Annotated in this window: 23 protein-coding genes; 11 read left to right on the forward strand and 12 right to left on the reverse strand. The window is 67.1% G+C overall.

Translation table 11 applies throughout. From position 1 onward, the window contains the following. Position 1: 1 nt before the first annotated feature. The gene (locus ACHQ4I_RS34605) at positions 2-1,036 is read right to left on the reverse strand and encodes an aldo/keto reductase (RefSeq protein ID WP_420776111.1); all 1,035 of its coding nucleotides are present in this window, start codon (positions 1,034-1,036) and stop codon (positions 2-4) included. Positions 1,037-1,117: 81 nt separating this feature from the next. Between ACHQ4I_RS34605 and ACHQ4I_RS34610 the strand changes: the two genes are divergently transcribed. Beyond that, complete coding sequence (locus tag ACHQ4I_RS34610; protein ID WP_420776112.1) at positions 1,118-1,741, forward strand: TetR/AcrR family transcriptional regulator; 624 nt, start codon at positions 1,118-1,120, stop codon at positions 1,739-1,741. 87 nt (positions 1,742-1,828) lie between these two features. Here the strand turns inward: ACHQ4I_RS34610 and ACHQ4I_RS34615 are convergent, their stop codons facing one another. After that, a complete protein-coding gene (locus ACHQ4I_RS34615; protein ID WP_420776113.1) occupies positions 1,829-2,311 on the reverse strand; it encodes a MarR family winged helix-turn-helix transcriptional regulator in 483 nt (160 codons plus the stop codon). Between the two features lie 63 nt (positions 2,312-2,374). On the opposite strand from ACHQ4I_RS34615, the gene ACHQ4I_RS34620 reads away from it, so the two are divergent. Next, a complete protein-coding gene (locus tag ACHQ4I_RS34620) occupies positions 2,375-2,875 on the forward strand; it encodes an SgcJ/EcaC family oxidoreductase (RefSeq protein WP_420776114.1) in 501 nt (166 codons plus the stop codon). Here ACHQ4I_RS34620 and ACHQ4I_RS34625 read toward each other — a convergent pair whose 3' ends face one another. Further along, on the reverse strand, positions 2,876-3,454 hold the full coding sequence (locus tag ACHQ4I_RS34625) for a TIGR03086 family metal-binding protein (protein ID WP_420776115.1): 579 nt from the start codon (positions 3,452-3,454) through the stop codon (positions 2,876-2,878). Positions 3,455-3,638: 184 nt separating this feature from the next. On the opposite strand from ACHQ4I_RS34625, the gene ACHQ4I_RS34630 reads away from it, so the two are divergent. Both ACHQ4I_RS34630 and ACHQ4I_RS34635 read left to right on the forward strand, forming a co-directional pair. Next, entirely contained in the window at positions 3,639-3,875 is a 237-nt protein-coding gene (locus ACHQ4I_RS34630) for a hypothetical protein (protein ID WP_420776116.1), read from the forward strand. A gap of 161 nt (positions 3,876-4,036) precedes the next feature. Further along, complete coding sequence (locus tag ACHQ4I_RS34635; protein WP_420776117.1) at positions 4,037-4,270, forward strand: hypothetical protein; 234 nt, start codon at positions 4,037-4,039, stop codon at positions 4,268-4,270. Between the two features lie 400 nt (positions 4,271-4,670). On the opposite strand, the gene menD is transcribed toward ACHQ4I_RS34635, so the two are convergent. From menD to ACHQ4I_RS34650, 3 genes are all read right to left on the reverse strand, one after another. Further along, positions 4,671-6,308, reverse strand: coding sequence for a 2-succinyl-5-enolpyruvyl-6-hydroxy-3-cyclohexene-1-carboxylic-acid synthase (gene menD / locus ACHQ4I_RS34640; protein WP_420776118.1), 1,638 nt, complete (start codon positions 6,306-6,308; stop codon positions 4,671-4,673). 224 nt (positions 6,309-6,532) lie between these two features. Beyond that, positions 6,533-6,976 carry a DUF6918 family protein gene (locus tag ACHQ4I_RS34645; RefSeq protein ID WP_420776119.1) on the reverse strand — a complete coding sequence of 148 codons (444 nt, stop codon included), beginning with the start codon at positions 6,974-6,976 and terminating at the stop codon, positions 6,533-6,535. Positions 6,977-7,062: 86 nt separating this feature from the next. After that, positions 7,063-7,695, reverse strand: a complete 633-nt coding sequence (locus ACHQ4I_RS34650) for a PaaI family thioesterase (RefSeq protein ID WP_420776606.1) — start codon at positions 7,693-7,695, stop codon at positions 7,063-7,065. 227 nt (positions 7,696-7,922) lie between these two features. On the opposite strand from ACHQ4I_RS34650, the gene ACHQ4I_RS34655 reads away from it, so the two are divergent. From ACHQ4I_RS34655 to ACHQ4I_RS34675, 5 genes are all read left to right on the forward strand, one after another. Beyond that, a complete protein-coding gene (locus tag ACHQ4I_RS34655) occupies positions 7,923-8,816 on the forward strand; it encodes a 1,4-dihydroxy-2-naphthoyl-CoA synthase (RefSeq protein ID WP_420776120.1) in 894 nt (297 codons plus the stop codon). Position 8,817: 1 nt separating this feature from the next. Next, on the forward strand, positions 8,818-9,210 hold the full coding sequence (locus ACHQ4I_RS34660) for a VOC family protein (protein WP_420776121.1): 393 nt from the start codon (positions 8,818-8,820) through the stop codon (positions 9,208-9,210). 336 nt (positions 9,211-9,546) lie between these two features. Then, positions 9,547-10,707, forward strand: coding sequence for an o-succinylbenzoate--CoA ligase (gene menE, locus ACHQ4I_RS34665; protein ID WP_420776122.1), 1,161 nt, complete (start codon positions 9,547-9,549; stop codon positions 10,705-10,707). A gap of 157 nt (positions 10,708-10,864) precedes the next feature. Next, complete coding sequence (locus ACHQ4I_RS34670) at positions 10,865-11,848, forward strand: ATP-binding cassette domain-containing protein (protein WP_420776123.1); 984 nt, start codon at positions 10,865-10,867, stop codon at positions 11,846-11,848. Further along, entirely contained in the window at positions 11,845-12,684 is an 840-nt protein-coding gene (locus ACHQ4I_RS34675; RefSeq protein WP_420776124.1) for an ABC transporter permease, read from the forward strand. Before ACHQ4I_RS34670 ends, ACHQ4I_RS34675 begins: the two co-directional genes overlap by 4 nt. Before the next feature lie 30 nt (positions 12,685-12,714). Here the strand turns inward: ACHQ4I_RS34675 and ACHQ4I_RS34680 are convergent, their stop codons facing one another. Next, the gene (locus tag ACHQ4I_RS34680) at positions 12,715-16,353 is read right to left on the reverse strand and encodes an AfsR/SARP family transcriptional regulator (protein ID WP_420776125.1); all 3,639 of its coding nucleotides are present in this window, start codon (positions 16,351-16,353) and stop codon (positions 12,715-12,717) included. Positions 16,354-16,400: 47 nt separating this feature from the next. On the opposite strand from ACHQ4I_RS34680, the gene ACHQ4I_RS34685 reads away from it, so the two are divergent. Together ACHQ4I_RS34685 and ACHQ4I_RS34690 are read left to right on the forward strand one after the other, a co-directional pair. Further along, entirely contained in the window at positions 16,401-16,859 is a 459-nt protein-coding gene (locus ACHQ4I_RS34685; RefSeq protein ID WP_420776126.1) for an SRPBCC family protein, read from the forward strand. Between the two features lie 45 nt (positions 16,860-16,904). Then, positions 16,905-17,777 carry a 1,4-dihydroxy-2-naphthoate polyprenyltransferase gene (locus ACHQ4I_RS34690; protein ID WP_420776127.1) on the forward strand — a complete coding sequence of 291 codons (873 nt, stop codon included), beginning with the start codon at positions 16,905-16,907 and terminating at the stop codon, positions 17,775-17,777. 47 nt (positions 17,778-17,824) lie between these two features. On the opposite strand, the gene ACHQ4I_RS34695 is transcribed toward ACHQ4I_RS34690, so the two are convergent. The 5 genes from ACHQ4I_RS34695 to ACHQ4I_RS34715 all read right to left on the reverse strand — a co-directional run bounded on the left by ACHQ4I_RS34695 (position 17,825) and on the right by ACHQ4I_RS34715 (position 20,644). Next, positions 17,825-18,211: a phage holin family protein gene (locus tag ACHQ4I_RS34695; protein ID WP_420776128.1), complete on the reverse strand. Its 387-nt coding sequence runs from the start codon at positions 18,209-18,211 to the stop codon at positions 17,825-17,827. Positions 18,212-18,288: 77 nt separating this feature from the next. Then, positions 18,289-18,861 (reverse strand): Clp protease N-terminal domain-containing protein, encoded by a 573-nt coding sequence (locus ACHQ4I_RS34700; protein ID WP_420776129.1) that lies wholly within the window; start codon positions 18,859-18,861, stop codon positions 18,289-18,291. After that, positions 18,861-19,082 (reverse strand): helix-turn-helix domain-containing protein, encoded by a 222-nt coding sequence (locus tag ACHQ4I_RS34705; RefSeq protein WP_420776130.1) that lies wholly within the window; start codon positions 19,080-19,082, stop codon positions 18,861-18,863. Before ACHQ4I_RS34705 ends, ACHQ4I_RS34700 begins: the two co-directional genes overlap by 1 nt. A 129-nt stretch (positions 19,083-19,211) precedes the next feature. Continuing rightward, positions 19,212-20,297, reverse strand: coding sequence for an L-cysteine desulfhydrase Cds1 (gene cds1 / locus ACHQ4I_RS34710; protein ID WP_420776131.1), 1,086 nt, complete (start codon positions 20,295-20,297; stop codon positions 19,212-19,214). Next, positions 20,294-20,644, reverse strand: a complete 351-nt coding sequence (locus ACHQ4I_RS34715; RefSeq protein WP_420776132.1) for a DUF4229 domain-containing protein — start codon at positions 20,642-20,644, stop codon at positions 20,294-20,296. The genes cds1 and ACHQ4I_RS34715 overlap by 4 nt, the downstream gene beginning before the upstream one ends. Between the last annotated feature and the right edge of the window lie 118 nt (positions 20,645-20,762).

Raw genomic sequence — 20,762 nt, forward strand, 5'->3', positions numbered from 1 at the left:
CTTACGCCGCAGGCGGGTTCAGGCGGGCGAAGTCGGGGAGTCGGTAGTAGGGGTAATACGGGTACGGCGGGGTGATGGCGCTGGCCTTGTCGAGGCGGGCGATCTGGTCGTGGTCGAGTTCCCAGCCGATCGCGCCGAGGTTCTGACGCAACTGCTCCTCATTGCGTGCGCCGACGATGACGGTGGCGACCGTGGGGCGGCGCAGCAGCCAGTTCAGGGCGATCTGCGGGACGGTCTTGCCGGTCTCGGCCGCGAGTTCGTCGAGGACGTCGACCACCTCGTATAGCTTCTCGTCGTCGACCGGCGGACCCGCCGCGGCGGTCTGGTGCAGGCGGCTGCCCTCCGGAAGCGGTTGGCCGCGACGGATTTTCCCGGTCAGACGGCCCCAGCCGAGCGGACTCCACACCACCGCGCCGACGCCCTGATCCTGACCGAGCGGCATCAGCTCCCATTCGTAGTCGCGGCCGACGAGCGAGTAGTAGACCTGATGGGCGACGTAGCGGGTCAGGCCGTGCCGGTCCGCCGCCGCAAGGGATTTCATCAGCTGCCAGCCCGCGAAGTTGGAGGCACCGAGGTAGCGGATCTTGCCCGCGCGGACCAGATCGTCCAGTGCCGCAAGGACTTCCTCGACCGGGGTGTGCGCGTCGAAGGCGTGCAGTTGGAACAGGTCGATGTAGTCGGTGCCGAGCCTGCGCAGCGAACCCTCGACCGTCTTGATGAGCCGTGCACGCCCGGAGCCCGCGTCGAACGGGCCGGGACCGGTCGGCAGGCTCGCCTTGGTGGACAGCAGCAGTTGATCGCGCCTGCCCTTGATGGCCGCGCCGAGCACTTCCTCGGAGGCGCCGTCGGAATAGACATCGGCCGTATCGAACATGGTGACGCCCGCTTCCAGACTGATGTCGACCATGCGCCGGGCCTGCGCCGCGTCGGTATCGCCCCACGCGCTGAACAGCTCGCCCCGCCCGCCGAAAGTTCCCGCGCCGAAGCTCAGAGCCGGCACCAGCAGACCTGATGCGCCGAGCCGCCGGTACTCCATGATGACTCCTAAAGGGTCTATAGTTCCGTTAACGCTTCGAACGTACACCGTTCCCGCCGTAAATGAAACTGGAGTTCCGTTATGGAGTCTGACGATGCCACCCCCGGCTCGGTCCGCCCAGGTGGGCGCACCGCCCGCGTCCGCGAGGCGGTACTGCGGGCGGCGGGTGACCTACTCGCCGAACGCGGTTTCGCACATTTGGATCTGACCGAGGTCGCGGCGCGCGCGGAGGTCGGCAAGACCACCGCATACCGGCGCTGGCGCAACTCCACCGGACTGGTCGCCGACCTCCTCGTCGATATGGCCGAACAATCGCTGCCACACGCCGACACCGGCTCACTGCTCGGCGATCTCACCGCCAACGCCCGCTTGGTCGCGAAGACCCTCACCGACCCACGCCAGGGCAAGCTCTTCCAGGCCGTCATCGCCGCCGCGACCTGCGACGAGACGGCCGCCGCCGCGTTGCGCCGCTTCTACGACATCCGCCTCACCGAATGGTCGCCCTGCATAGCCGCCGCCATCACACGCGGCGAAATCCCCGAGGGCACCGACGCGCGCGCCGTCCTCACCGCCGTCTCGGCCCCGCTCTACTACCGCCTCCTCGCCAGCGGCGACCCGATCGACGACGAAGCCGCGGTCACCGCCGCCGCAGCAGCCACCCAGGCGGCCACCGCAGGCACCTTCACAAAAGCACCCCATAGCTGAAACAAGATCAGGTGGAACTGGTGGCGGCGGCTACTCGGGCAATGCCGCCACCAGTTCCACTTGATCTTGCTGACTCCTGGGGGTCAGCTATTTCGGTGGGGGGAGTGGTTCAGTCAGGGTGGCTCGTTGGTGGGCGGTTTGGGCTTGGTGGATTTCCAATGCGGTGTGTAGGAAGTCGAGGATCAGGGAGAGTTGGTTGGAGTCGTAGCGGGCCAGGGCTTTTGCGCCGGCCTGGGCGACGGGGCCGAAGATTTCATCCGACGTTGCGTGCGCGGCCGCAGTGGCCTCGACCAGGACGCGGCGGCGGTTGGACGGATCCTGGGTGCGGGTGACGAATCCCGCGCGGACGAGTCGGTCGATGACAGTGGTGGTAGCGGCGGGACTCAGCCCGAGCTGGGCGCTCAACTCTCCAGCTGCAAGCGGACCGCGACCGAGGACGACGTCGAGACAGCGAGTATCGGTGCGGTTCAGGCCGAGGCGGGCGGCGACGGCCTCATCGAAGGCGTCGAAGCTCTCCTGCAGTAGCCGCAACTGCATCCCGATCTCGCCGATAATTTCATCCTTCGACATTCGAAACTTTCTGTTATCGTATATTTCGTTCATCGAAACGATAGCACAGAAAGCGTCAGCGCCATGAACGACACCCTCGATCGCACCAGCACCGACGATGCGCAGCTCCGCACCGTTTTCCAGCAGATCATGCAGACCTGGACCGATAACGACGCCGAGGCGTTCGGCGCCTTGTTCACCGACGACTCCGACTACGTGTCCTATGACGGCACCAGGGCGATCGGCCGCAAGGAGCACCAAGCCAATCACGACAAGCTCTTTCGCGGTGTGCTCGCCGGTTCGGCCCTCGTCGGCGAATTGGAATCCATCCGGTACGTGACGCCGGATGTGGCGATCCTGCACGGCACCGCATCGGTGCTGATGCCGTGGCGCTCGCAGCTGCCCGAGCGACGACTGTCGCGCCAGACCGTGGTACTGGTCCGGACGCCCGAGGGCTGGCGGGTCACCGCGATTCACAACGGCCGGGTGCGCCCGGTCACGGTTCCGGAGCCGGATTCGTTCCCCGCCAAGATGTCTCAGCTGATGGGCCGCATCGCGCGCAGGCTCGGTCTCGGCCGCAGGTGATCAGCGGGTCCAGGATGGATCGCGACCGGTGAGTCCGATGATCCGATCCAGGTCCGGCGCGGTGTCGGGCACCGGCACGACCGGGCCGAACATGCCGGGCGTGCCTTCGGCCGGTGTGTCTCTGAGGAATTCGAGTAGGACCGCCAGATGGGCCGGATCGACGGTCAGTCGCTGGCCGGTTGCCCGGGCGAGATCCCAACTGTGCACGACGGTTTCGTCGAGTGCGATCATCGCCATCACCACCGCAGGAGCGGATACGCCGCCCGCCTCGGTCTCGCCATCCCAGGCGGCCGGCTCCCGCCAGGCCTCGACCAGCGCCTTCAGTTGGGCCGGGATCCGGGAACGCCAGTCCTGCGCCAGCGCGGTCTCCGGGCCGACGGCGGGCGGGGCCGAACGGCCGACCGCTTCCTTGGTCGCGGCCTGCCGGAAGGCCTCGGTGAGTCCGACGACGTGCGCGAGCAGATCGCGCACGGTGGTGTCGGCGCACGGCGTCGGTGCGGTGAGCTGTTCGTCGGCAATGCCGCCGATCACCGTCTCCAGCGCGGTCGCGGCGGGTTCGAAATCGAAGTTCGGGTGCATGGGAGCCTCCTGAGCAGCGGACATCAACCACTGATGAAGACGGAGCGAGCCAACCGAATTCATCGGTTCCTGCGCCGCCGACCGCGTCCTGGTCGATCCTGAACCTCCACGGAGCCTTCCCCGTCGCACCCACCGCAACCAACTCGTAGCGGCGAAAAGCGCTGGAAAAGCGGAGAATTGGTAGATGAAGGGCGATCGGGTGGAGATCGTCGTCGACTTCGGCGACGGGTCTCGCAGTTATGAAGTGGCCGCGACGCGCGCGGGCCGAAAGGTCGAGATCCGCATTGCGCGAGGCGTGGTCGAAGTCAGCGAAGTGACGCGAACCGGTGTCGCGGTGCGGACGGCGCGGTTCATGGCCGGACGCACATTGGCGTTGGTCGAGCATCCGGCGAATGGATCGGATCCAGTCGAGGGCGAATGAGCAAGCCGGGTGGCAGACCGGTTGCCGCGCGGCCCGACTAGGAGCATTCTCGACAGTGTTGGACTGTTGTCCGCCTGCGCTGTGATTTCCGCAGCACCTGGTATTCGCTCGGCCGAGCGTCGGGTACCCAGCCGAAAAGCATGCGCGGAGAGGAGTGAACGATGACCGAGCCCAGCACGTCACGCACTCTTGACGAGGTTCCGGAAGCCGACCTCGTCGAGCAGACCGTCCCCGCCTACCCCGAGGACGCCGAGGACAGGGCGGACACCAGCACCGAACGCGATCTCGCGGCGGCGGTCGACGAGGATGCTTTCAGCGCCAACCCGGCCGATGTCGTCGAGCAGTCGATACCGGTACCGCTCGACGACGATCACGAACCTGGCCCCGCGTACTGACCCGCGCGGAACACAGCACGCCCGGGCCAGCGAACCCGGGCCGATGACGCCACGCGCCCAGGAATGGGTCGCGCGTGCACCTTTGCGCCGAACTCGGCGATATCTGCCACGTTTGGGCTAGCAGCACACGCCCGGACCCGAGCTCACGGCGCGATCTCGCACACTTGGGCCAGAAGCACACGCCCGGACCCGAGCACACGGCGCGATCTCGCACACTTGGGCCAGAAGCACACGCTCGAACCCGAGCACACGGCGCGATCTCGCACACTTGGGCCAGAAGCACACGCCCGGACCCGAGCACACGGCGCGATCTCGCACACTTGGGCCAGAAGCACACGCTCGAACCCGAGCTCACGGCGCGATCTTGCACATTTGGCTAGCAGCGCACGCTCGCCCGAGCTCACGGCGCGATCTTGGCACGCACGGTCGCGTGCAACTCACGCAGGCTGGACCGCTCCGTCGCGACCTCGAGGACTCGCAAACCGTGTGCGTTCCCGGCCAATTCGAGCGCCAACTGCTCCGGATCGACCTGCTTGTGCGGAATGCGGTAGGCGGCGCACAGCGCGGCCAGATCCATTCCGTGCGGAGTGCCGAAGACGCGCTCGAAGACACCGGCGTACTGCGGGTCGCCCTGTTCGAGGAGTTCGAAGATGCCACCGCCGTCGTCGTTGGCGACCACGATGGTCAGGTCGGCGGGGCGGGGTTCGCCGCGCCCGATGAGCAGGCCGGAGGCATCGTGCAGGAAGGTGAGGTCGCCGATCAGCGCGATGGTGCGGCCGGTGTGGTGCAGTGCCGCGCCGACCGCCGTGGAGACGGTGCCGTCGATACCCGCCACACCGCGGTTGGACAGCACCCGGACGCCGGGGTGCGGCTGTGCGACCAGGGCCGCGTCGCGCACCGGATTGGATGCGCCGAGCAGCAGTTGGTCGTTCTCGCGCAGTGCGTCCATCACCACGGCGGCGACATGCATGCCGGTCGGCTTCGGATGTTTGGCGAGTTCCGCGCGGACCACCTGATCGGCCTTCGCGTTCAGTTCCCGGCAGTACTCGAGCCATTCGGGGCGGGGCGCACCCGAGGTGATCGCCCGGGTTCCGGTGCCGACCACATTGCCGGAGACATCGGGCCAACGCGGGCCGGTGGTGAGCGCGTAGACGGTGACGGCCGGATCGGCGAGCACTTTCGCGACTTGACGATGCAGAGTCGGTCGTCCGGTGATGATCGCCTGGCGCGGCTTAAGAAGCGGCAGTGCCAACGGATGCAGGGCGGGGCCGTGCATCGGGGCGGTGGGTTCGGCGACCGTCGGCAGCGCGGCCAATTCCGGACGCAATCCCGCGCCATGGCCGGAGATGACGACGGTGTCGGGGGTGAGATCGAGGTCGAGGGGGACGTCGAGCGTCGCGTACTGAGTGCACGTCCAGGCCTCGCCACCGGGACGCCCCTGCGGCGACGACTCACCCGGCGCATGATCGGGAACCAGCGGCTCGCGCAGCGGAATATCGAAATGCACCGGCCCGGCATTGCCCGAGCGGGTGCCGCGGGCCGCGGCCAGCACCCGGCAGACGGCCGAACGCCACTGGCTGTTCTGCAGGCTGTAGGGCGCACCGTCCGCGGATTCCTCTTCGGCGAGTCCGAGGCTGATCGACGCACGCACCTGGCTGCCGAACAGACCGAACTGCTCCACGGTCTGATTGGCGCCGGAGCCGAGCATCTCGTAGGGCCGGTTGGCGCTGAGCACCACCAGCGGAACCCGGGCGTAGTTGGCCTCCAGCACGGCGGGGCCGAGGTTGGCGACGGCGGTGCCCGAGGTCATGACGACCGGCACCGGCAGTCGACTGGCAACCGCAAGCCCGATGGCCAGGAAGCCCGCGGTCCGCTCGTCGATGCGCATATGCAGCCGCAGCTTGCCCGCCGCATCGGCCGCTTGGAGGGCGAATGCCAGCGGCGCGTTCCTGGACCCAGGACACAGCACGACATCGCGCACACCGCCGCGCGCGAGTTCGTCGACGACCACTTGCGCCTGTGCTGTAGACGGATTCACGCCTCCAGCCTCTCAGACAGTTACTCCCACGTCTTCGTCACCCTGCTCACAAACACGTGTTCGAGTGGGAATTTGCCGCCCGCGCCCACCACCGGACGCGGGCGGCTCGGATGCGCCGCAAATCGAAATCCCGCCTCGCCGAAGCGGATCTGATATGCGGCGCGAGGATCACCGCCCTACGGTGGGCCGCGAACACGCAGCGCCGCAGGCGCCGCAAATCAAACTCAGGCGTGCCGCTGGACGAGCTCACCCAACCGGGGCAGGGCCTCGATGACGTTCTTCTTGGCCGAGGAACGCATCGACGAGTAGACCTTCTGCAGCGCCGGACGCGACGAGGCGTTGGCACGCGCGTCGGTCACCGCGAGCAATGCCTCGGCGACCTCGTCGGACTTGGCGACGAGCAGGTCGGCGAAGCTGCCGGACCCCGTCGCCTGGTATTCCTGCCAGAAGGGCTCCAGCTGCGATACGAGCTTGGGCGCCAACGACTCCAGCGCATCCGGCACGATATTCGGGCTGATCTTCTTGACCGCCGCATACCCACCCTTTACGGCCAGGCCAGACGCACCACCCTTGTCCGACACCTCGGCGTCCAGAACCTCCTTGGCATCGGCAAGGAAGGCCGTGCGCTTCGCGTCGTCGAGCAGGGATTCAGACAGTGCTGCAACCACTTTCAGGTTCCTCCGGAATTCATGTCGATGAACGAGCGCACGTCACTATACGCACTGGTGCCCGCGGTCACACGGCGCTCGTCCAGCTACGGCTGCCACGGAAGCAACTGGACCATCAATCCTTCACAATCTGCGAGGACATTGCCCTGCTCATCGGACAATTCGGCCATAATGAAGGTCTTGCGCCCTTCGATGCGATCGACGCGACCGCGCACGGTCAGCGACGTCTCCAGCGGAGTGATCTTGCGGTAGTTCACATGTAGGTAGGCGGTCCGGCTGATCGGTCGTCCCGCGTAGTGCACGATCATGCCGAGCAGGTCGTCGAAGAGCAGCGGCAGCACCCCGCCATGCGCCGCGCCGTTGCCGCCGAGGTGGTAGCGGCGGAACTCACCGGTCATCACGATGCCGTCCGGTCCGGCCTCGACCACCTGCCACGGCAGCAGCAAAAGGCTGCCGCGCCCGGGCAATTCGACGGCGCGGCCCGCCGGGCCCTGGAGTTCGGGTGCGCGATACGGCTCGAGCAGTTCGATGAGTTCGCGCGCCTTGGCGAGTGCGTCGCCGAAGACCTCGTCGGGGGCGTCCACGGATACGGCCAGATCCTGTAGCGTGCGCATGGCCTCGACGAACGGCCCGAAGTTGGCCCCGATCCGCGCGCGGGAGACCTTGGGGAAGCCGCCGTGCTTCTCGTACCGGGATTCGTCCACCGCGCTGCGGTCGATGCGCGGGCCGGATCGCCCAACCCGCTCTGGTTTCACTGCCTCACGCCCTCCCGTCGCCCGACCGCCGCCCCTCATTGAATCGCTCCGCGATACTGCATCCATCCCTGCACGGTATCCGGTTGTTTTACACCGTCAAGTCGTACCGTCGAGTAATCCCATCGACACCATAGAAGTTCGCATGGAAGTCGCTGGCACCCGAATTATCGACGGGGGCAATAATCACTGGGGTGACGTTCAATCCGAAGCTGTGGCGGCCCGTTCCAGGGTTCGAGAACCTGACCGACATCACCTATCACCGGCATATCGAACAGGGCACCGTCCGGGTGGCCTTCGATCGGCCGGAGGTGCGCAATGCGTTCCGTCCCCATACGGTCGACGAGCTCTATCGCGCGCTCGATCACGCCAGGATGACCCCGGACGTCGGCGCGGTGCTGCTCACCGGCAACGGACCCAGCCCCAAGGACGGCGGCTGGGCCTTCTGCTCCGGCGGCGACCAGCGCATTCGCGGCCGCAGCGGTTACCAGTACGCCGACGGCGAGACCGCAGACACCGTCGACCAGGCGCGGGCCGGACGCTTGCACATCCTCGAGGTGCAGCGGTTGATCCGGTTCATGCCGAAGGTGGTCATCGCGCTGGTCAACGGCTGGGCCGCGGGCGGCGGGCACAGTCTGCACGTGGTCTGCGACCTGACCCTGGCCAGCCGCGAGCACGCCAGGTTCAAGCAGACCGACGCCGATGTCGGCAGCTTCGACGGCGGTTACGGCAGCGCCTATCTCGCGAAAATGGTCGGCCAGAAATTCGCGCGGGAAATCTTCTTCCTCGGCCGCCCGTACACCGCCGAGGAAATGCATCAGATGGGCGCGGTGAACAAGGTCGTCGACCACGCCGAACTGGAGAATGTGGCGCTGGAGTGGGCCGCCGATATCAACGGCAAATCCCCGCAGGCCCAGCGCATGCTGAAGTACGCGTTCAACCTCCTCGACGACGGCCTGGTCGGCCAGCAGCTGTTCGCGGGCGAGGCCACCCGGATGGCGTATATGACCGACGAAGCGGTCGAGGGTCGCGACGCCTTCCTGGAGAAGCGCAAGCCGGACTGGACTCCCTACCCCTGGTACTTCTGAGATGGACATCCTCAGCAGCCGGGTCATCCTGCGGCCCGCCGACTACAAGGCCACACTCGCCTTCTACCGCGACGGACTCGGGTTGGCGGTCGCGCGCGAGTATCCGGGCGGCACGGTTTTCTTCGCTGGACAGTCGCTGGTAGAGGTGGCCGCGCACGGTGGATCGGGCAATTCCACCGCGTTCGAGGGCGCGCTCTGGCTGCAGGTTCGCGACATTTCGGACGCTGCGGCCGAACTCGCTTTGAAGGGCATTCCTATCGATCGCGCACCGGTGCGGGAGCCGTGGGGGCTGATCGAAATGTGGGTGCGCGATCCGGACGGGGTGCCGATCGTCCTGGTCGAAGTGCCCGCCGAGCATCCGATTCGACGGGATTCACGCTGGTCACCGGACTGATCGCGACGGCGGCGGCGACCCGGGCGGCCCGGCCCGAGTTGCCAATGCCGACCCCGGCGAGGACGATAGCCCACGGATGGCCGCCCGACCGCCGACGTCCGGGTGACCGCCGCTGAGTACCGTCCTCCGAGTGAATCGCAGTCTCGATGTCCGGCGTACCCGAGTTCTCCTCCCCTGACGCGGCCCAAGCCCCTCCCCGCCGCCTCAGCAAACCGACCCCTGCCGCGTGCGGTGAGGTTGACATGACACGATCACAGTCGTGAGGGAGCGCAGCGAGCGAACCATGAACACAGCGCGCCTGCGCATGACGGAGTCGAGCGTCAGCGAGGCGCAGTCATGAGCAGGACCCTGCGGACGCTGCCGATGCCCACCGGATCGGGTCTGGGCGACGTGCTGCCGCATTTGCGAGAAGTGTTGGAGGGGAACGGCCCCGCCTGGTTGCCGATACCCACCAGCGACCGCCGCGAGGCCCGGCGACTGAGCGACGCGCTGTCTCCGGGCGAGCCGATCGATGACGAGGTCGCCCTCGTGGTGACCACCTCCGGCACCACCGGTGTGCCGAAGGGCGCCATGCTCAGCGCCGCGGCATTGCGGGCCAGCGGGACCGCGACGCACGACCGACTCGGTGGACCGGGCACCTGGCTGCTCGCCCTGCCGACCCATCACATCGCTGGCATTCAGGTGCTGTTGCGCAGCATCCTGGCCGGTACCGAACCCACCGTGCTCGACGTTTCCGGCGGCTTCCTACCCGAGGCGCTCGCGGGCGCCATCTCCGGTATGCGCGGCGAGCGCCGCTACACCGCATTGGTCCCGACCCAGCTCATCAAGGCCCTGGACGCACCCGAAGCGGCGGCGGCACTGGCCCAGTTGGACGGCGTGCTGGTCGGTGGTGCGGCCACCCCGGCTCCGGTCTATGAACGCGCGAAAGCGGCCGGTATCAACGTCGTTCGCACCTACGGCATGAGCGAAACCTGCGGCGGCTGCGTGTACGACGGTATTCCGCTGGACGGCACCGAGATTCGCATCGAGGACGGTCGCGTCCTGCTCGGCGGCGCGATGATCGCCAACGGCTACCGCGGCCAGCCGGACCACCCGGCATTCGCCGAACCCGGCTGGTTCCGCACCGAGGATGCGGGCACCTATGAGAACGGCGTGCTCAGCATCACCGGACGTCTCGACGAGGCGATCATGACCGGCGGACTGCTCGTCATCCCGCAGGTCGTCGAGGCCGTGCTGATCACCCATCCCGGAATCAGCGAATGCGTAGTGCTGGGTCTGCCGGACGAACGGCTCGGTCAACGAGTCGCGGTCGCGGTGGTCCCCGCCGCCGGAGCCACCCCGACCCTCGAGGAACTACGCGACCACGTCGTCCGCGAACTCGACTCCATCGCCGCCCCACGGGAATTGGCGATCCTCGACGAGCTCCCCTTGCGCGGTCCCGGCAAACCGGACCGCGCGAAACTACGCGACCACCTGCTCGCGGAGTCGACGCACTAGCTCCTCGAGGGCAGTCGAAGGGCGCCCGTCAACACGCTCAGTACCACCATTCGACTCCCTCGGTGGGCGCCTGTGGGGGCAGCTGCAAGAGGGTGCAAGAGTTGGGCGACATCGCGGTGCAAGGGCCGTGCAAGACGTCGGGCCCAAAGTTCTGTGCATGACTTCTTACGCACCCACTTCAGCGCTCGCCGTAGAGGCGGACGGGCTGGTCAAGGTGTTCGGGGAACAGCGCGCCGTCGACGGTGTGAGCCTGGCGGTTCCGCAGGGCTCGGTCTACGGCGTGCTGGGACCGAACGGCGCCGGCAAGACCACGACCATCCGCATGCTGGCCACCCTGCTCCGCCCGGACGGCGGCAGCGCCCGCATCTTCGGCCGTGACGTCGTCGCCGAACCGACGGCCGTGCGGTCCCTGGTCGGCGTCACCGGGCAGTACGCCTCGGTCGACGAGAGCCTGTCCGCCACCGAAAATCTGATCATCTTCTCCCGACTGCTCGGTCTGAGCCGGGCCGACGCCAGGCGCAAGTCGGTCGAACTACTCGAGGAATTCGACCTCACCGAGGCGGCGAACAAACCGCTCGAGAATTTCTCCGGCGGCATGCGGCGCCGCCTCGATCTGGCCGCCAGCCTGATCGCGACACCGCCGCTGCTGTTCCTGGACGAGCCGACGACCGGCCTCGATCCGCGCACCCGCGCGCAGATGTGGGAGACCATCCGCCGCCTGGTCCGCGAGGGCTCGACGGTGCTGCTCACCACGCAGTATCTGGACGAGGCCGACCAGCTCGCCGACCGGATCGCCGTCATCGACCACGGCAAGGTGATCGCCGACGGCACCGCCGACGAACTCAAGGCCTCGGTCGGCGGCTCCTCGCTGCACCTGACCCTGGTCGACCGGGTCCAACTCGACGAGGCCCGCCGCATCGTCGGCGACTTCCTCGGCGTCGAGGCCCAGATCACGCCCGAGGCCGGACGGCTCACCGCCCCGCTCACGGATGCGGGCATGACCGCCGATCTGCTGATCCGCCTGCGCGAGTGGGAGATCGCGATCGACGAGATCACCGTCACCAAGCCCAGCCTCGACGAGGTCTTCCTCACCATCACCGGCCACCCGGCCGACGACGACAACGAACGGAGCGCGGCATGACCACCATCACCGCCACCGAAAAGACCGCACGGCATGCGGCCCCACATTCGATCCCGGAGGCCAGCAACAAGATCAGCCTCCGACAGACCGTGGCGACCTCGTTCACCATGGCCTACCGCGGCATCCTCAAGATCAAGCACAATCCCGAGCAGCTGTTCGACGTGACGGTTCAGCCGATCCTGTTCACCGCGCTGTTCGCCTACATCTTCGGCGGTGCCATCGGCGGCAGCGTGCACGACTATCTGCCGATCCTGGTTCCCGGCATCCTGGTGCAGACGGTCGTGCTGACCTCGGTCGTGACCGGCACCCAGTTGCGCGAGGATATGGACAAGGGCGTCTTCGACCGGTTCAAATCCCTACCGATCGCCCGCATTTCGGCGCTGGCGGGCGCGTTGATCGCCGATATGGTGCGCTACGCGCTGGCTACGACACTGACCATCCTGGTCGGCGTGGCCATCGGCTACCGGCCCGAGGGCGGATTCGTCGGTGTCGTGGTGGCCGGTCTGGTCATCGTGGTCTGCTCATTCGCGGTGAGCTGGATCTGGGCGCTGGTCGGTGTCACCGGTAAGAGTGCCGCTGGCGTGCAGGGCATCTCGATGATGGTGATGTTCCCGCTGACCTTCATGTCCGGTGCCTTCGCTCAGGTCAGCACCATGCCGGGCTGGATGCAGGGGCTCGATCACGTGAATCCCGTGTACTACATGGTGAACACGGCCCGAGAACTGATGAACGGCAATGTCTACGGCAGCGATCTGGCCTGGTCGCTGATCGGCTCGGTGATCGTGATCGCGATCTTCGCGCCGCTGAGCATCAAGGCGTACATGCGCCGGGCGTGATGACCGGAAGTCGCGGTGGGAGACGGTAAGTCACCCACCGCGATTTTCGTCGTCACAGGATAGTTCCCGCAGGATTTCGAGGACCCTGGCCGCTGCTCGCCGCCGCGGGAATCCCGCGGCCCTGCGCAGTGCCTCGTCCAACCGATCGTCTCCGACCCGCGCCCGATGCAGTTGCAGGTGCCGTCCGAGTTCGGCCGACGGATTGTCCTGTCGCCCCATCACTTTGGGGGCCAGCGACAGCAGTTCGAGACCGACCTCGGAGTCCGGCCGAAGCGCGAGATGGAACGTGCCGATCGCGCAGGACACCGCACCGATCTGCGGCAAATCGTAGGTCTGCCCGAGGCGGCCCGGCGCGAGGCGGATCAGATTGCGCGCGATATCCGCTGCCGCCTCCGGCCGCCCATACAGCACGTGCGCGTCCACGGCTCCGCTCGCGGTAACCAGGGCGCCCGGCCCCGGCGCTGGTCCGTCATCGGGCCAGCCGTACAGCTCGAGCGCCCGACGATAATGCCGTATGCCGGCGTCGATATCGCCCTCGGCCAGTTCGAGTTCCGCGACCCCGATGACCACCGGAGCCAGGCGGTGGTTGCGGCGGATCTGCGGGTCGTCGATCGAAGAACCATGTGCCGGATCGCCATCCGGTGCGCCGAGCGCCAACCCCAATTCCCGCCGCGCCTCGTCGAGCCGACCCGCACCGATCAGCGACACCGCGAGATAGCTGCGCATCTCCACGGCTTCCTCGTATGCGCGCAACTCCCGCAGCAGTTCCACGGCTCGACGGTAGTACTCGACCGCGTCGGCGTAGTGCGCGGTCTGTCCGGCGAGTTGCCCGAGATGCTGGGTGACCATTGCCGTACCCCAGATATCGCTGCCTTCGATCAGGCGCAGACCCGCGAGCGCGTCCCGGGTGGAGCCATGGACGTCACCCGCGTTCTCCCTGATATTCGCGCGTAGGAATACCGCCGCGGCGCGAACCACGTTGTCCTGCGACCGCGCACCGTCGGTGAGCAATCTGGCCAAATCCGCGCCCGAGGAATTCCCGCAGGCTATGACGCCGAGAAAGCGTGTCACATTACTGAGATCGACGGCGGTGCCGAGCAATCGACGGATCCGCGCCCGCGGTGTCGCGATCTGACGCAGTTCGCCACCGAGGACCATCATGTGCATGCCGATCAGCATGTGCGCGAGCAGCTGGAGATCCGCGGTCGTGCCGCGCACCGGGCCGGGCTCGGGTGCCAAGCCGAGGATCCGCCGTGCCCAACCGCCCAGCTCCATATGCGCGCCGCGCATTACCCACAGCGTCCCCAAAACCGGGAAAACCCGGTACACGGTGCGGGCGTCCCTGCGCTCCAAGGCATATCGCAGCACCGCGACCAGGTTGTCGAGCTCCGCACCGACCGAGAGCACGGTGGCCACCTCGTCGGTGAGGTAGCGGTGCACAGTCGTGACCGCATAGTCACGCGCCCAGCGCGACATGCGATCCATCACCATGGGCCGCTCGTCGACCGCGCCGCGAATGCCCGCCGCCGCATCGGATCCGGTCAGCGCGAGCTGTTCCTCACCGAATTCGCGGACCGTTTCCAGCATCCGGTAGCGCGTGCCGATCAGGCCCTCATCGTCGTCGAGGACGGTCAGCAGTGACTGGCCGACCAATCCGTCCACGGCCCCGGCCACATCGTCGACATCAGGGCCGCCCGCGACCACTTCGGCGGCGGCGAGGGTGAATCCGGCCGGAAACCGGCACAGTCTGCGCAACGCGATCTGCTGCGGCTCTTCGAGCAGATTCCAGCTCCACGCGATGACCGCGTGCAAGGTGCGGTGCCGCTCCGGCGAGGAGCGATCTCCGCTGCGCAACAGGGCGAATCGGTGTTCCAGGCGAGTTTCGATTTCCTCGACGCTCATGGTCCGCACGCGGGCGGCCGCGAGCTCGATGGCCAGCGGCAGCCCGTCGAGTGTGCGGCACAGCCGGGCCACCACTTCGGGATCCAGGCGCACTGTCGGCCGCACCGCACGCGATCTGGCCATGAACAGCTCGGTTGCGGGCGATCCGGCCGCGTCGATTGCCAAGGGCGCCAGCGGATAAACCGTTTCCGCGGTGATCGCCAGTGGCGCCCGACTGGTGGTGAGCACGCTGAGTTGGTCGCAGCTGCCGACCAGATCAGCGACCACTTCGGCGACCGCGTCGATCAGATGTTCGCAGTTGTCCAGTATCAGCAGCGTCGGGCGGGTGCCCAGCGCATCGCGCAGTCGTCTACTGGCATCGCTGTAGCCGGTGGACCGCCGCCACGCCGTATCCCGGACAATCTCGCCGAGGCCGAGCGTGGTGCTGATCGCGGCCTCGATATCGGCGCGCGGATCGGCGTCGGCGGCCGTATCGGCACGCACCGAAGCCAGCTCCACCAGTACCACCGATTCGCTGTGGGCGACCCGGGTTCCCAATTCGTTGGCCACCCTGGTCTTTCCGGTGCCACCGGGGCCGAGCACGGTCGTCACTCGGGAGCGGCGCACTAGCTCCGCGAGTGCGTCCAGATCGGCGGCACGGCCGAGTAAGGCGTTGGGGGCAGCGCGCAAGCCGATCGCGGAGAGGGCACCCGGCGGCGCGACGACTGTCGAATCCGGCACGCGGCCAATCGAATCCCGTGCGGTCGAATCCGGCCCGGTCGAATCATGCCCAGCCCGATCACGCCCAGCCGAATCGTGGACAGCCGAATCGTGGACAGCCGAATCGTGGACGGCTGGACCACCTGGAGCGGCCTGAGTCGCAAAGGAGGTCGGACTTACCGGATTCGAGACCAGCCCGGCACGATCGGCCCGCGGCGCGAATCCGGGCACCGGATCACCGCGCAGGATGGCGGTATTCAGCTGCACCAGTGCCGGACCGGGATCCGCGCCGAGTTCTTCGATCAGCCGCCCGCGTATCGATACGAAGACATCCAATGCTTCGTTCGGCCGCCCCGCCGCGGCGAGCAACCGCATCAAGGTGGCATGGGCGACCTCGTCCAACGGATTGGCGGCAGCAGTCCGGCGTGTGATCGCCACCGCGCCGTCGAGATCGCCGCCGGCGACCCGGGCCGCGACCTCGATCGCCGCCAGCTCGGACAACCGGTCCGCGGCCGCGGTGCGCAGTTCGTCGGCCAGTTCACCTGCCTGGAGATCGGCACCGGGCTCGCCGCGCCAGAGCGATCTGGCCTGTGCGACCACGCTCACACAAGCGGCGTGGTCACCATCGGCCTGTCTGGCGCGGGCCGCGCGCACCAGTTCGTCGGCCAAGGTCAAATCGACCTGATCGGCGGTCAAGGTGAGGCGGTACCCGGCCGGGCCGATTTCCAGCGCCGCGTCCGGCAGCGCGGATCGCAGCCGCGACACCTGGGTGTGCAGCGCGTTCATCGGCGCTCGCGGCGGCTGCTCACCCCACACCTCATCGATCAGCGCCTGGGCGCTGCGGCTGCGTCCGGGGCGCAGGGCCAGTGCCGCCAACAGCAGCCGCGACCTCGCCCCGGGTAGCGCCGCGAGCGCGCCGTCTCGGCGTAGCGCGATTTCGCCCAGCAGGGCCACTACGACCGATTCGCCTGCGGGCGTCGTCAAGGTCTGACTTCGGCCGTTCGGGCCGCTCTGATCGGGAAACATTCCGTGGTTATCGTATGCGAGCAGTGCCCGCCGGGCTGACATGGTTTTTCTCCCCTGTTCCGAGCTCTGCGTCACTTAGGCTGAGCCTCATGGCTGAGTTCGAAATCGTTCGGCAGGCCGTGATCGCGGCCGAGCCGGCGCGCATTCATGGGCTGATCGATAACTTCCACGAGTGGACCAAATGGTCGCCCTGGGAGGATGTCGATCCGCGGCTGCAGCGGAAGTACTCCGGGCCGGACGTCGGAGTGGGCGCCCAGTACGCCTGGGACGGCAACCGCAGAGCCGGTCGCGGCAGTATGGAGATCACCTTGAGCGACGCCCGGGAAATCGACATTCGGCTGGCCTTCGAGAAGCCGTTCAAGGCCGTCAATAAGACGACCTTCGAGCTGAACCCCGTCGACGGCGGCACCGAGGTGGTGTGGCGGATGACCGGACAGCATCAGGGCCTGATGGGACTGATCGGGAAGGTGTTCCCGATCGACAACATGATCGGCAAGGACTTCGAGAAGGGCCTCGGCCGGTTGAAGGCGGCCGCCGAAGCCAACTGAACCGCCCGAGCGGACTGAGCCGCCGCAGCACACTAGGCTGCGAACATGGCTACAGCAGCGCAATGGATCGAGGGCGCACGGCCCCGTACCCTGCCGAACGCGATCGCCCCTGTCCTCGCCGGAACCGGTGCCGCCGCCTCCATCGATGGCGCGGTGTGGTGGAAAGCCGTTCTCGCGCTGCTCGTTTCGCTGGCCCTGATCATCGGGGTCAATTACGCCAACGACTACTCCGACGGCATCCGCGGCACCGATGACGTGCGCGTCGGTCCGCTGCGGCTGGTCGGGCAGAAGCTCGCCTCCCCCGCCGCGGTAAAGAATGCGGCGATCATCAGCCTGGCCTTCGGCGCGGTCTTCGGACTGGTGCTCGTCATCGCGACGGCGTGGTGGCTGCTGCTGATCGGCGCGGCCTGCCTGGCCGGGGCCTGGTTCTACACCGGCGGCAGCAAGCCCTACGGCTACAGCGGCTTCGGTGAGCTGGCGGTATTCGTCTTCTTCGGACTGATCGGCGTACTCGGCACCGAATTCGTGCAGGCCGAGCGGATCGAATGGGCGGGCCTGGTGCTCGCGGTCGGGGTCGGGGCGTTCTCCAGTGCGGTGCTGGTCGCCAATAATCTGCGCGATATCCCGACCGATACCGAATCCGGGAAGGTCACCCTCGCGGTCAAACTCGGCGATCCGCGCACCCGCACGCTGCACCTGGCGCTGCTCGCGGTGCCGTTCATCGCCACGCTGATCTTGGTCGCCCGCACGCCGTGGGCACTGGTCGGACTGGTCGCGGTGCCGCTTGCGGTGCGCGCCAATGCGCCGGTGCGCTCCGGTAAGGGTGGGCTGGAGTTGATTCCGGCCTTGCGCGATTCGGGGCTTGCGCTTTTGGTGTGGTCGGCGGTTACCGCGCTGGCGCTCGGAATCGCCGGATAGGAGCGGTACCGCGCGGGCGACCGGGAAGGCCGCCCGCGCCGCAGCTGCTAGTCCTCGCCGTCCGGTACCAGGACGCCGAGGATCCAGTTGACCACCGCGACGATGATGCCGCCCCATACGGCGGCCCAGAAGCCGTCGATACGCAGGCCATAGTCGGTGGTCTCGGTGATCTTCGCGGTGAGCCACAGCATCAGCGCATTGATCACCAGCAGGAACAGACCGAGGGTCACGATGACCAGAGGCAGTGACAGAAGTTTCACGATCGGCTTGACCAGCGCGTTCACCACCGTGAACACCACCGCGACGGCCAGGATGACAATGACTTTCCCGCCATTGCCCTTGTCCTCTGGACTCCAGATCTCGATCTTGTCCACCCAAGCGGCGGCCAACCAGATGGCGACGGCGTTGATAATCAACCGAATCACAAGCTGCATGCGTCGATGCTAGGCCCGACGGGCGGGCATGTGCTGCCACAAAACGCGAATCGGGTGGCGCGCACATGCCCGACCCCTCACGCGGCCCGGTCGAGCAGCGCGTGCACCTTAGGTCGCAGCGCATCGATCGCCTTCGGACCGCCCAGGATTCGGGTGGTGGTCGGATTGGGCGCGCGCAGAATACCGAGCAGCAGATGCCCGGCTTCGATGGTCTTTTCCTTGCGGGCCAGCGCTTCTCGCAGTCCCAGCTCCACCACCTTCTTGGCATCCCTGGTGAACGGAATGTGACCCCAGTTCCGGTCGCGGCCGAAGCGGGGTCGCTGCTCGGGCACCGCCCGTTCCAGCGCATCCTCGCCGAAGGTAGCCTCCAGACTCTCGCGCACCGCATCCAGATCGATGCCGATCGAACGCAGCGCCTCGGCGTCCTCCGCGCCGAGCGGCTTGCCTTTGCCCTGTTGGCCAAGGGTTTCCAGCACGTCTCGGTGGGTGAGCCCGGACTCCTCGAGCAGCGTCTTCAATTCCGGCTCGCCCTGCGACAACAGACCGAGCAGCACATGCTCCACCTCGATCCTGGGCGCGCGCAGTTCCCGCGCGTCTTCCTGGGCGATGACGATCGCCGTCTTCGCCGTCCTGCTGAACCGTTCGAACATCAGCGGTGCCCGCCTCTCCGGTTGTATTTCTGGTGGACCGCCTGCTTGCTGACCTCGAGCGCCTCCGCGATCGCCTGCCAGGACCAGCCCTGTTCGCGGGCATTGGTCACCTGGATCGCCTCCAGCCGTTCGAGCAGCCGACGCAGTGCGAGCACCGCGCGCAGCCCAACCCTGGGGTCGGGACTGCCCGCGGCGGCCGCCAGTGTGGTTGCCTCAGTCATGTCGTCAATTTTGATTGACATTATCGCGAGTTGTCAACAAAAATTGACGATGCGGTGTTCACTACGAGAAAACCCCGCCGCCCCGGCGCTGCGGCCGGGATGACGGGGTTGTGGGAAGGCGTGCGGAGGCTAGCCGGACCAGATTCCGGTGGCGTTGAACTTGTCCAGGATCGCGGTGGGTTCCGCGAGACTCATGCCCTGCGCCTCGACCCACGCATCGTCGAAATATGTTCCGGCGTAACGATCTCCGCCATCGCAGAGCAGCGTCACCACGCTGCCCGAACGACCGGCGGCGATCATCTCGGCAATGAGCGCGAACGCGCCCCACAGGTTGGTGCCGGTGGAACCGCCTACGCGGCGGCCGATTACGCGACTCGCGTGCCGGGCGGTGGCGATCGACGCGGCATCGGGGACCTCGATCATCCGGTCCACCACCTGACCGACGAACGACGGCTCCACCCGCGGACGGCCGATTCCCTCTATGCGCGAAGGCATTCCGGTCTGGTACCCGGCGTCGGCGGTCTCGTAGCCGCCATAGAACGCGGAGTTCTCCGGGTCGACCACGGCCAGCTTCGACGGAAAGCGGTGGTAGCGGATGTAGCGGCCGATGGTGGCGCTGGTGCCGCCGGTGCCCGCGCCGACCACGATCCAATCCGGCACCGGATGGGTCTCCAATTCCATTTGCTGGAAGATGGATTCGGCGATGTTGTTATTGCCGCGCCAGTCGGTGGCGCGCTCGGCGTGGGTGAACTGATCCATGAAGTGACCACCGCATTCGGCGGCCAGCCGGGCCGCCTCGGTGTACATATCCGGCGGGCGCTGCACGAAATGGCAACGGCCACCTTGGGCTTCGATCAATTCGATCTTCTGCGGCGAGGTGCTCGCCGGCATCACCGCGACGAAATCGAGCCCGAGCAGTTTGGCGAAGTACGCCTCGCTGACCGCTGTCGAACCGGAAGACGCCTCCACCACCGTGGTGCCCTCGGTGACCCAGCCGTTGCAGATCGCGTACAGGAACAGCGACCGCGCCAGCCGATGCTTGAGGCTGCCGGTGATGTGCGTGGACTCGTCCTTCAGATACAGCTGGACCCGCCACGCCGAGGGCAACGGGTACCGGATCAGGTGAGTGTCGGCGCTGCGCTGGGTGTCGGCCTCGATGAGGCGCACGGCATTGTCGACCCAGCCGCGTGGAGTGCTGCGATCGCAGTACTTCACGAAGCCGACCCGGTCGGGCCGTCGTCGCCGCGCAGCCGAGCGCGCAGCTGCGCCTTGTCCTGGCGGCGCTTGGCATCGACGATCGCGATGTCCTCGTTGACGCGTGTGCGCAACTTTTTGAAAAGGGTCAGTGACAGCGGCATCGCGATGACCAACGCGAACAGAGCGGCGACCACCAGTGGGATATCCACCGAAACGAGCCGGGCGGCGCCGATGATCACGGCGGTGATGACGACGACCAGACCCAGCCTGGCGAGCGTGTACAGCGCCAGATTGCGGGCCAGCCGCGCGCCGGTGCCAGTTGTTTGCTGTCCTGGGTCACCTTTCGGTGGAGTTGCCTCACTCACGTCATCCAGCCTATGCGAAGCTATGGCTCACCCTCGGCGATACCTCCTGCCGAGGTCGGGCGCGTATCCGTTTTGTCTATTACTTCCCCTTTACCAACTGTAGGTGGTTCGAGTACCT

Origin of the sequence: Nocardia nepalensis, assembly GCF_048910785.1 — a bacterium.
Classification (GTDB): domain Bacteria; phylum Actinomycetota; class Actinomycetes; order Mycobacteriales; family Mycobacteriaceae; genus Nocardia; species Nocardia nepalensis.

Bases quoted from the DNA above. Each gene is read 5' to 3' on its own strand.
- ACHQ4I_RS34685 (WP_420776126.1), top strand. From the start codon at position 16,401: ATGGCTGAGTTCGAAATCGTTCGGCAGGCCGTGATCGCGGCCGAGCCG.
- ACHQ4I_RS34620 (WP_420776114.1), top strand. From the start codon at position 2,375: ATGAACGACACCCTCGATCGCACCAGCACCGACGATGCGCAGCTCCGC.
- menE (WP_420776122.1), top strand. From the start codon at position 9,547: ATGAGCAGGACCCTGCGGACGCTGCCGATGCCCACCGGATCGGGTCTG.
- ACHQ4I_RS34680 (WP_420776125.1), bottom strand. From the start codon at position 16,353: ATGTCAGCCCGGCGGGCACTGCTCGCATACGATAACCACGGAATGTTT.
- ACHQ4I_RS34695 (WP_420776128.1), bottom strand. From the start codon at position 18,211: ATGCAGCTTGTGATTCGGTTGATTATCAACGCCGTCGCCATCTGGTTG.
- ACHQ4I_RS34635 (WP_420776117.1), top strand. From the start codon at position 4,037: ATGACCGAGCCCAGCACGTCACGCACTCTTGACGAGGTTCCGGAAGCC.
- ACHQ4I_RS34705 (WP_420776130.1), bottom strand. From the start codon at position 19,082: ATGACTGAGGCAACCACACTGGCGGCCGCCGCGGGCAGTCCCGACCCC.
- ACHQ4I_RS34670 (WP_420776123.1), top strand. From the start codon at position 10,865: ATGACTTCTTACGCACCCACTTCAGCGCTCGCCGTAGAGGCGGACGGG.
- ACHQ4I_RS34700 (WP_420776129.1), bottom strand. From the start codon at position 18,861: ATGTTCGAACGGTTCAGCAGGACGGCGAAGACGGCGATCGTCATCGCC.
- ACHQ4I_RS34675 (WP_420776124.1), top strand. From the start codon at position 11,845: ATGACCACCATCACCGCCACCGAAAAGACCGCACGGCATGCGGCCCCA.
- ACHQ4I_RS34615 (WP_420776113.1), bottom strand. From the start codon at position 2,311: ATGTCGAAGGATGAAATTATCGGCGAGATCGGGATGCAGTTGCGGCTA.
- ACHQ4I_RS34690 (WP_420776127.1), top strand. From the start codon at position 16,905: ATGGCTACAGCAGCGCAATGGATCGAGGGCGCACGGCCCCGTACCCTG.
- ACHQ4I_RS34610 (WP_420776112.1), top strand. From the start codon at position 1,118: ATGGAGTCTGACGATGCCACCCCCGGCTCGGTCCGCCCAGGTGGGCGC.
- ACHQ4I_RS34660 (WP_420776121.1), top strand. From the start codon at position 8,818: ATGGACATCCTCAGCAGCCGGGTCATCCTGCGGCCCGCCGACTACAAG.
- ACHQ4I_RS34625 (WP_420776115.1), bottom strand. From the start codon at position 3,454: ATGCACCCGAACTTCGATTTCGAACCCGCCGCGACCGCGCTGGAGACG.
- ACHQ4I_RS34630 (WP_420776116.1), top strand. From the start codon at position 3,639: ATGAAGGGCGATCGGGTGGAGATCGTCGTCGACTTCGGCGACGGGTCT.
- ACHQ4I_RS34605 (WP_420776111.1), bottom strand. From the start codon at position 1,036: ATGGAGTACCGGCGGCTCGGCGCATCAGGTCTGCTGGTGCCGGCTCTG.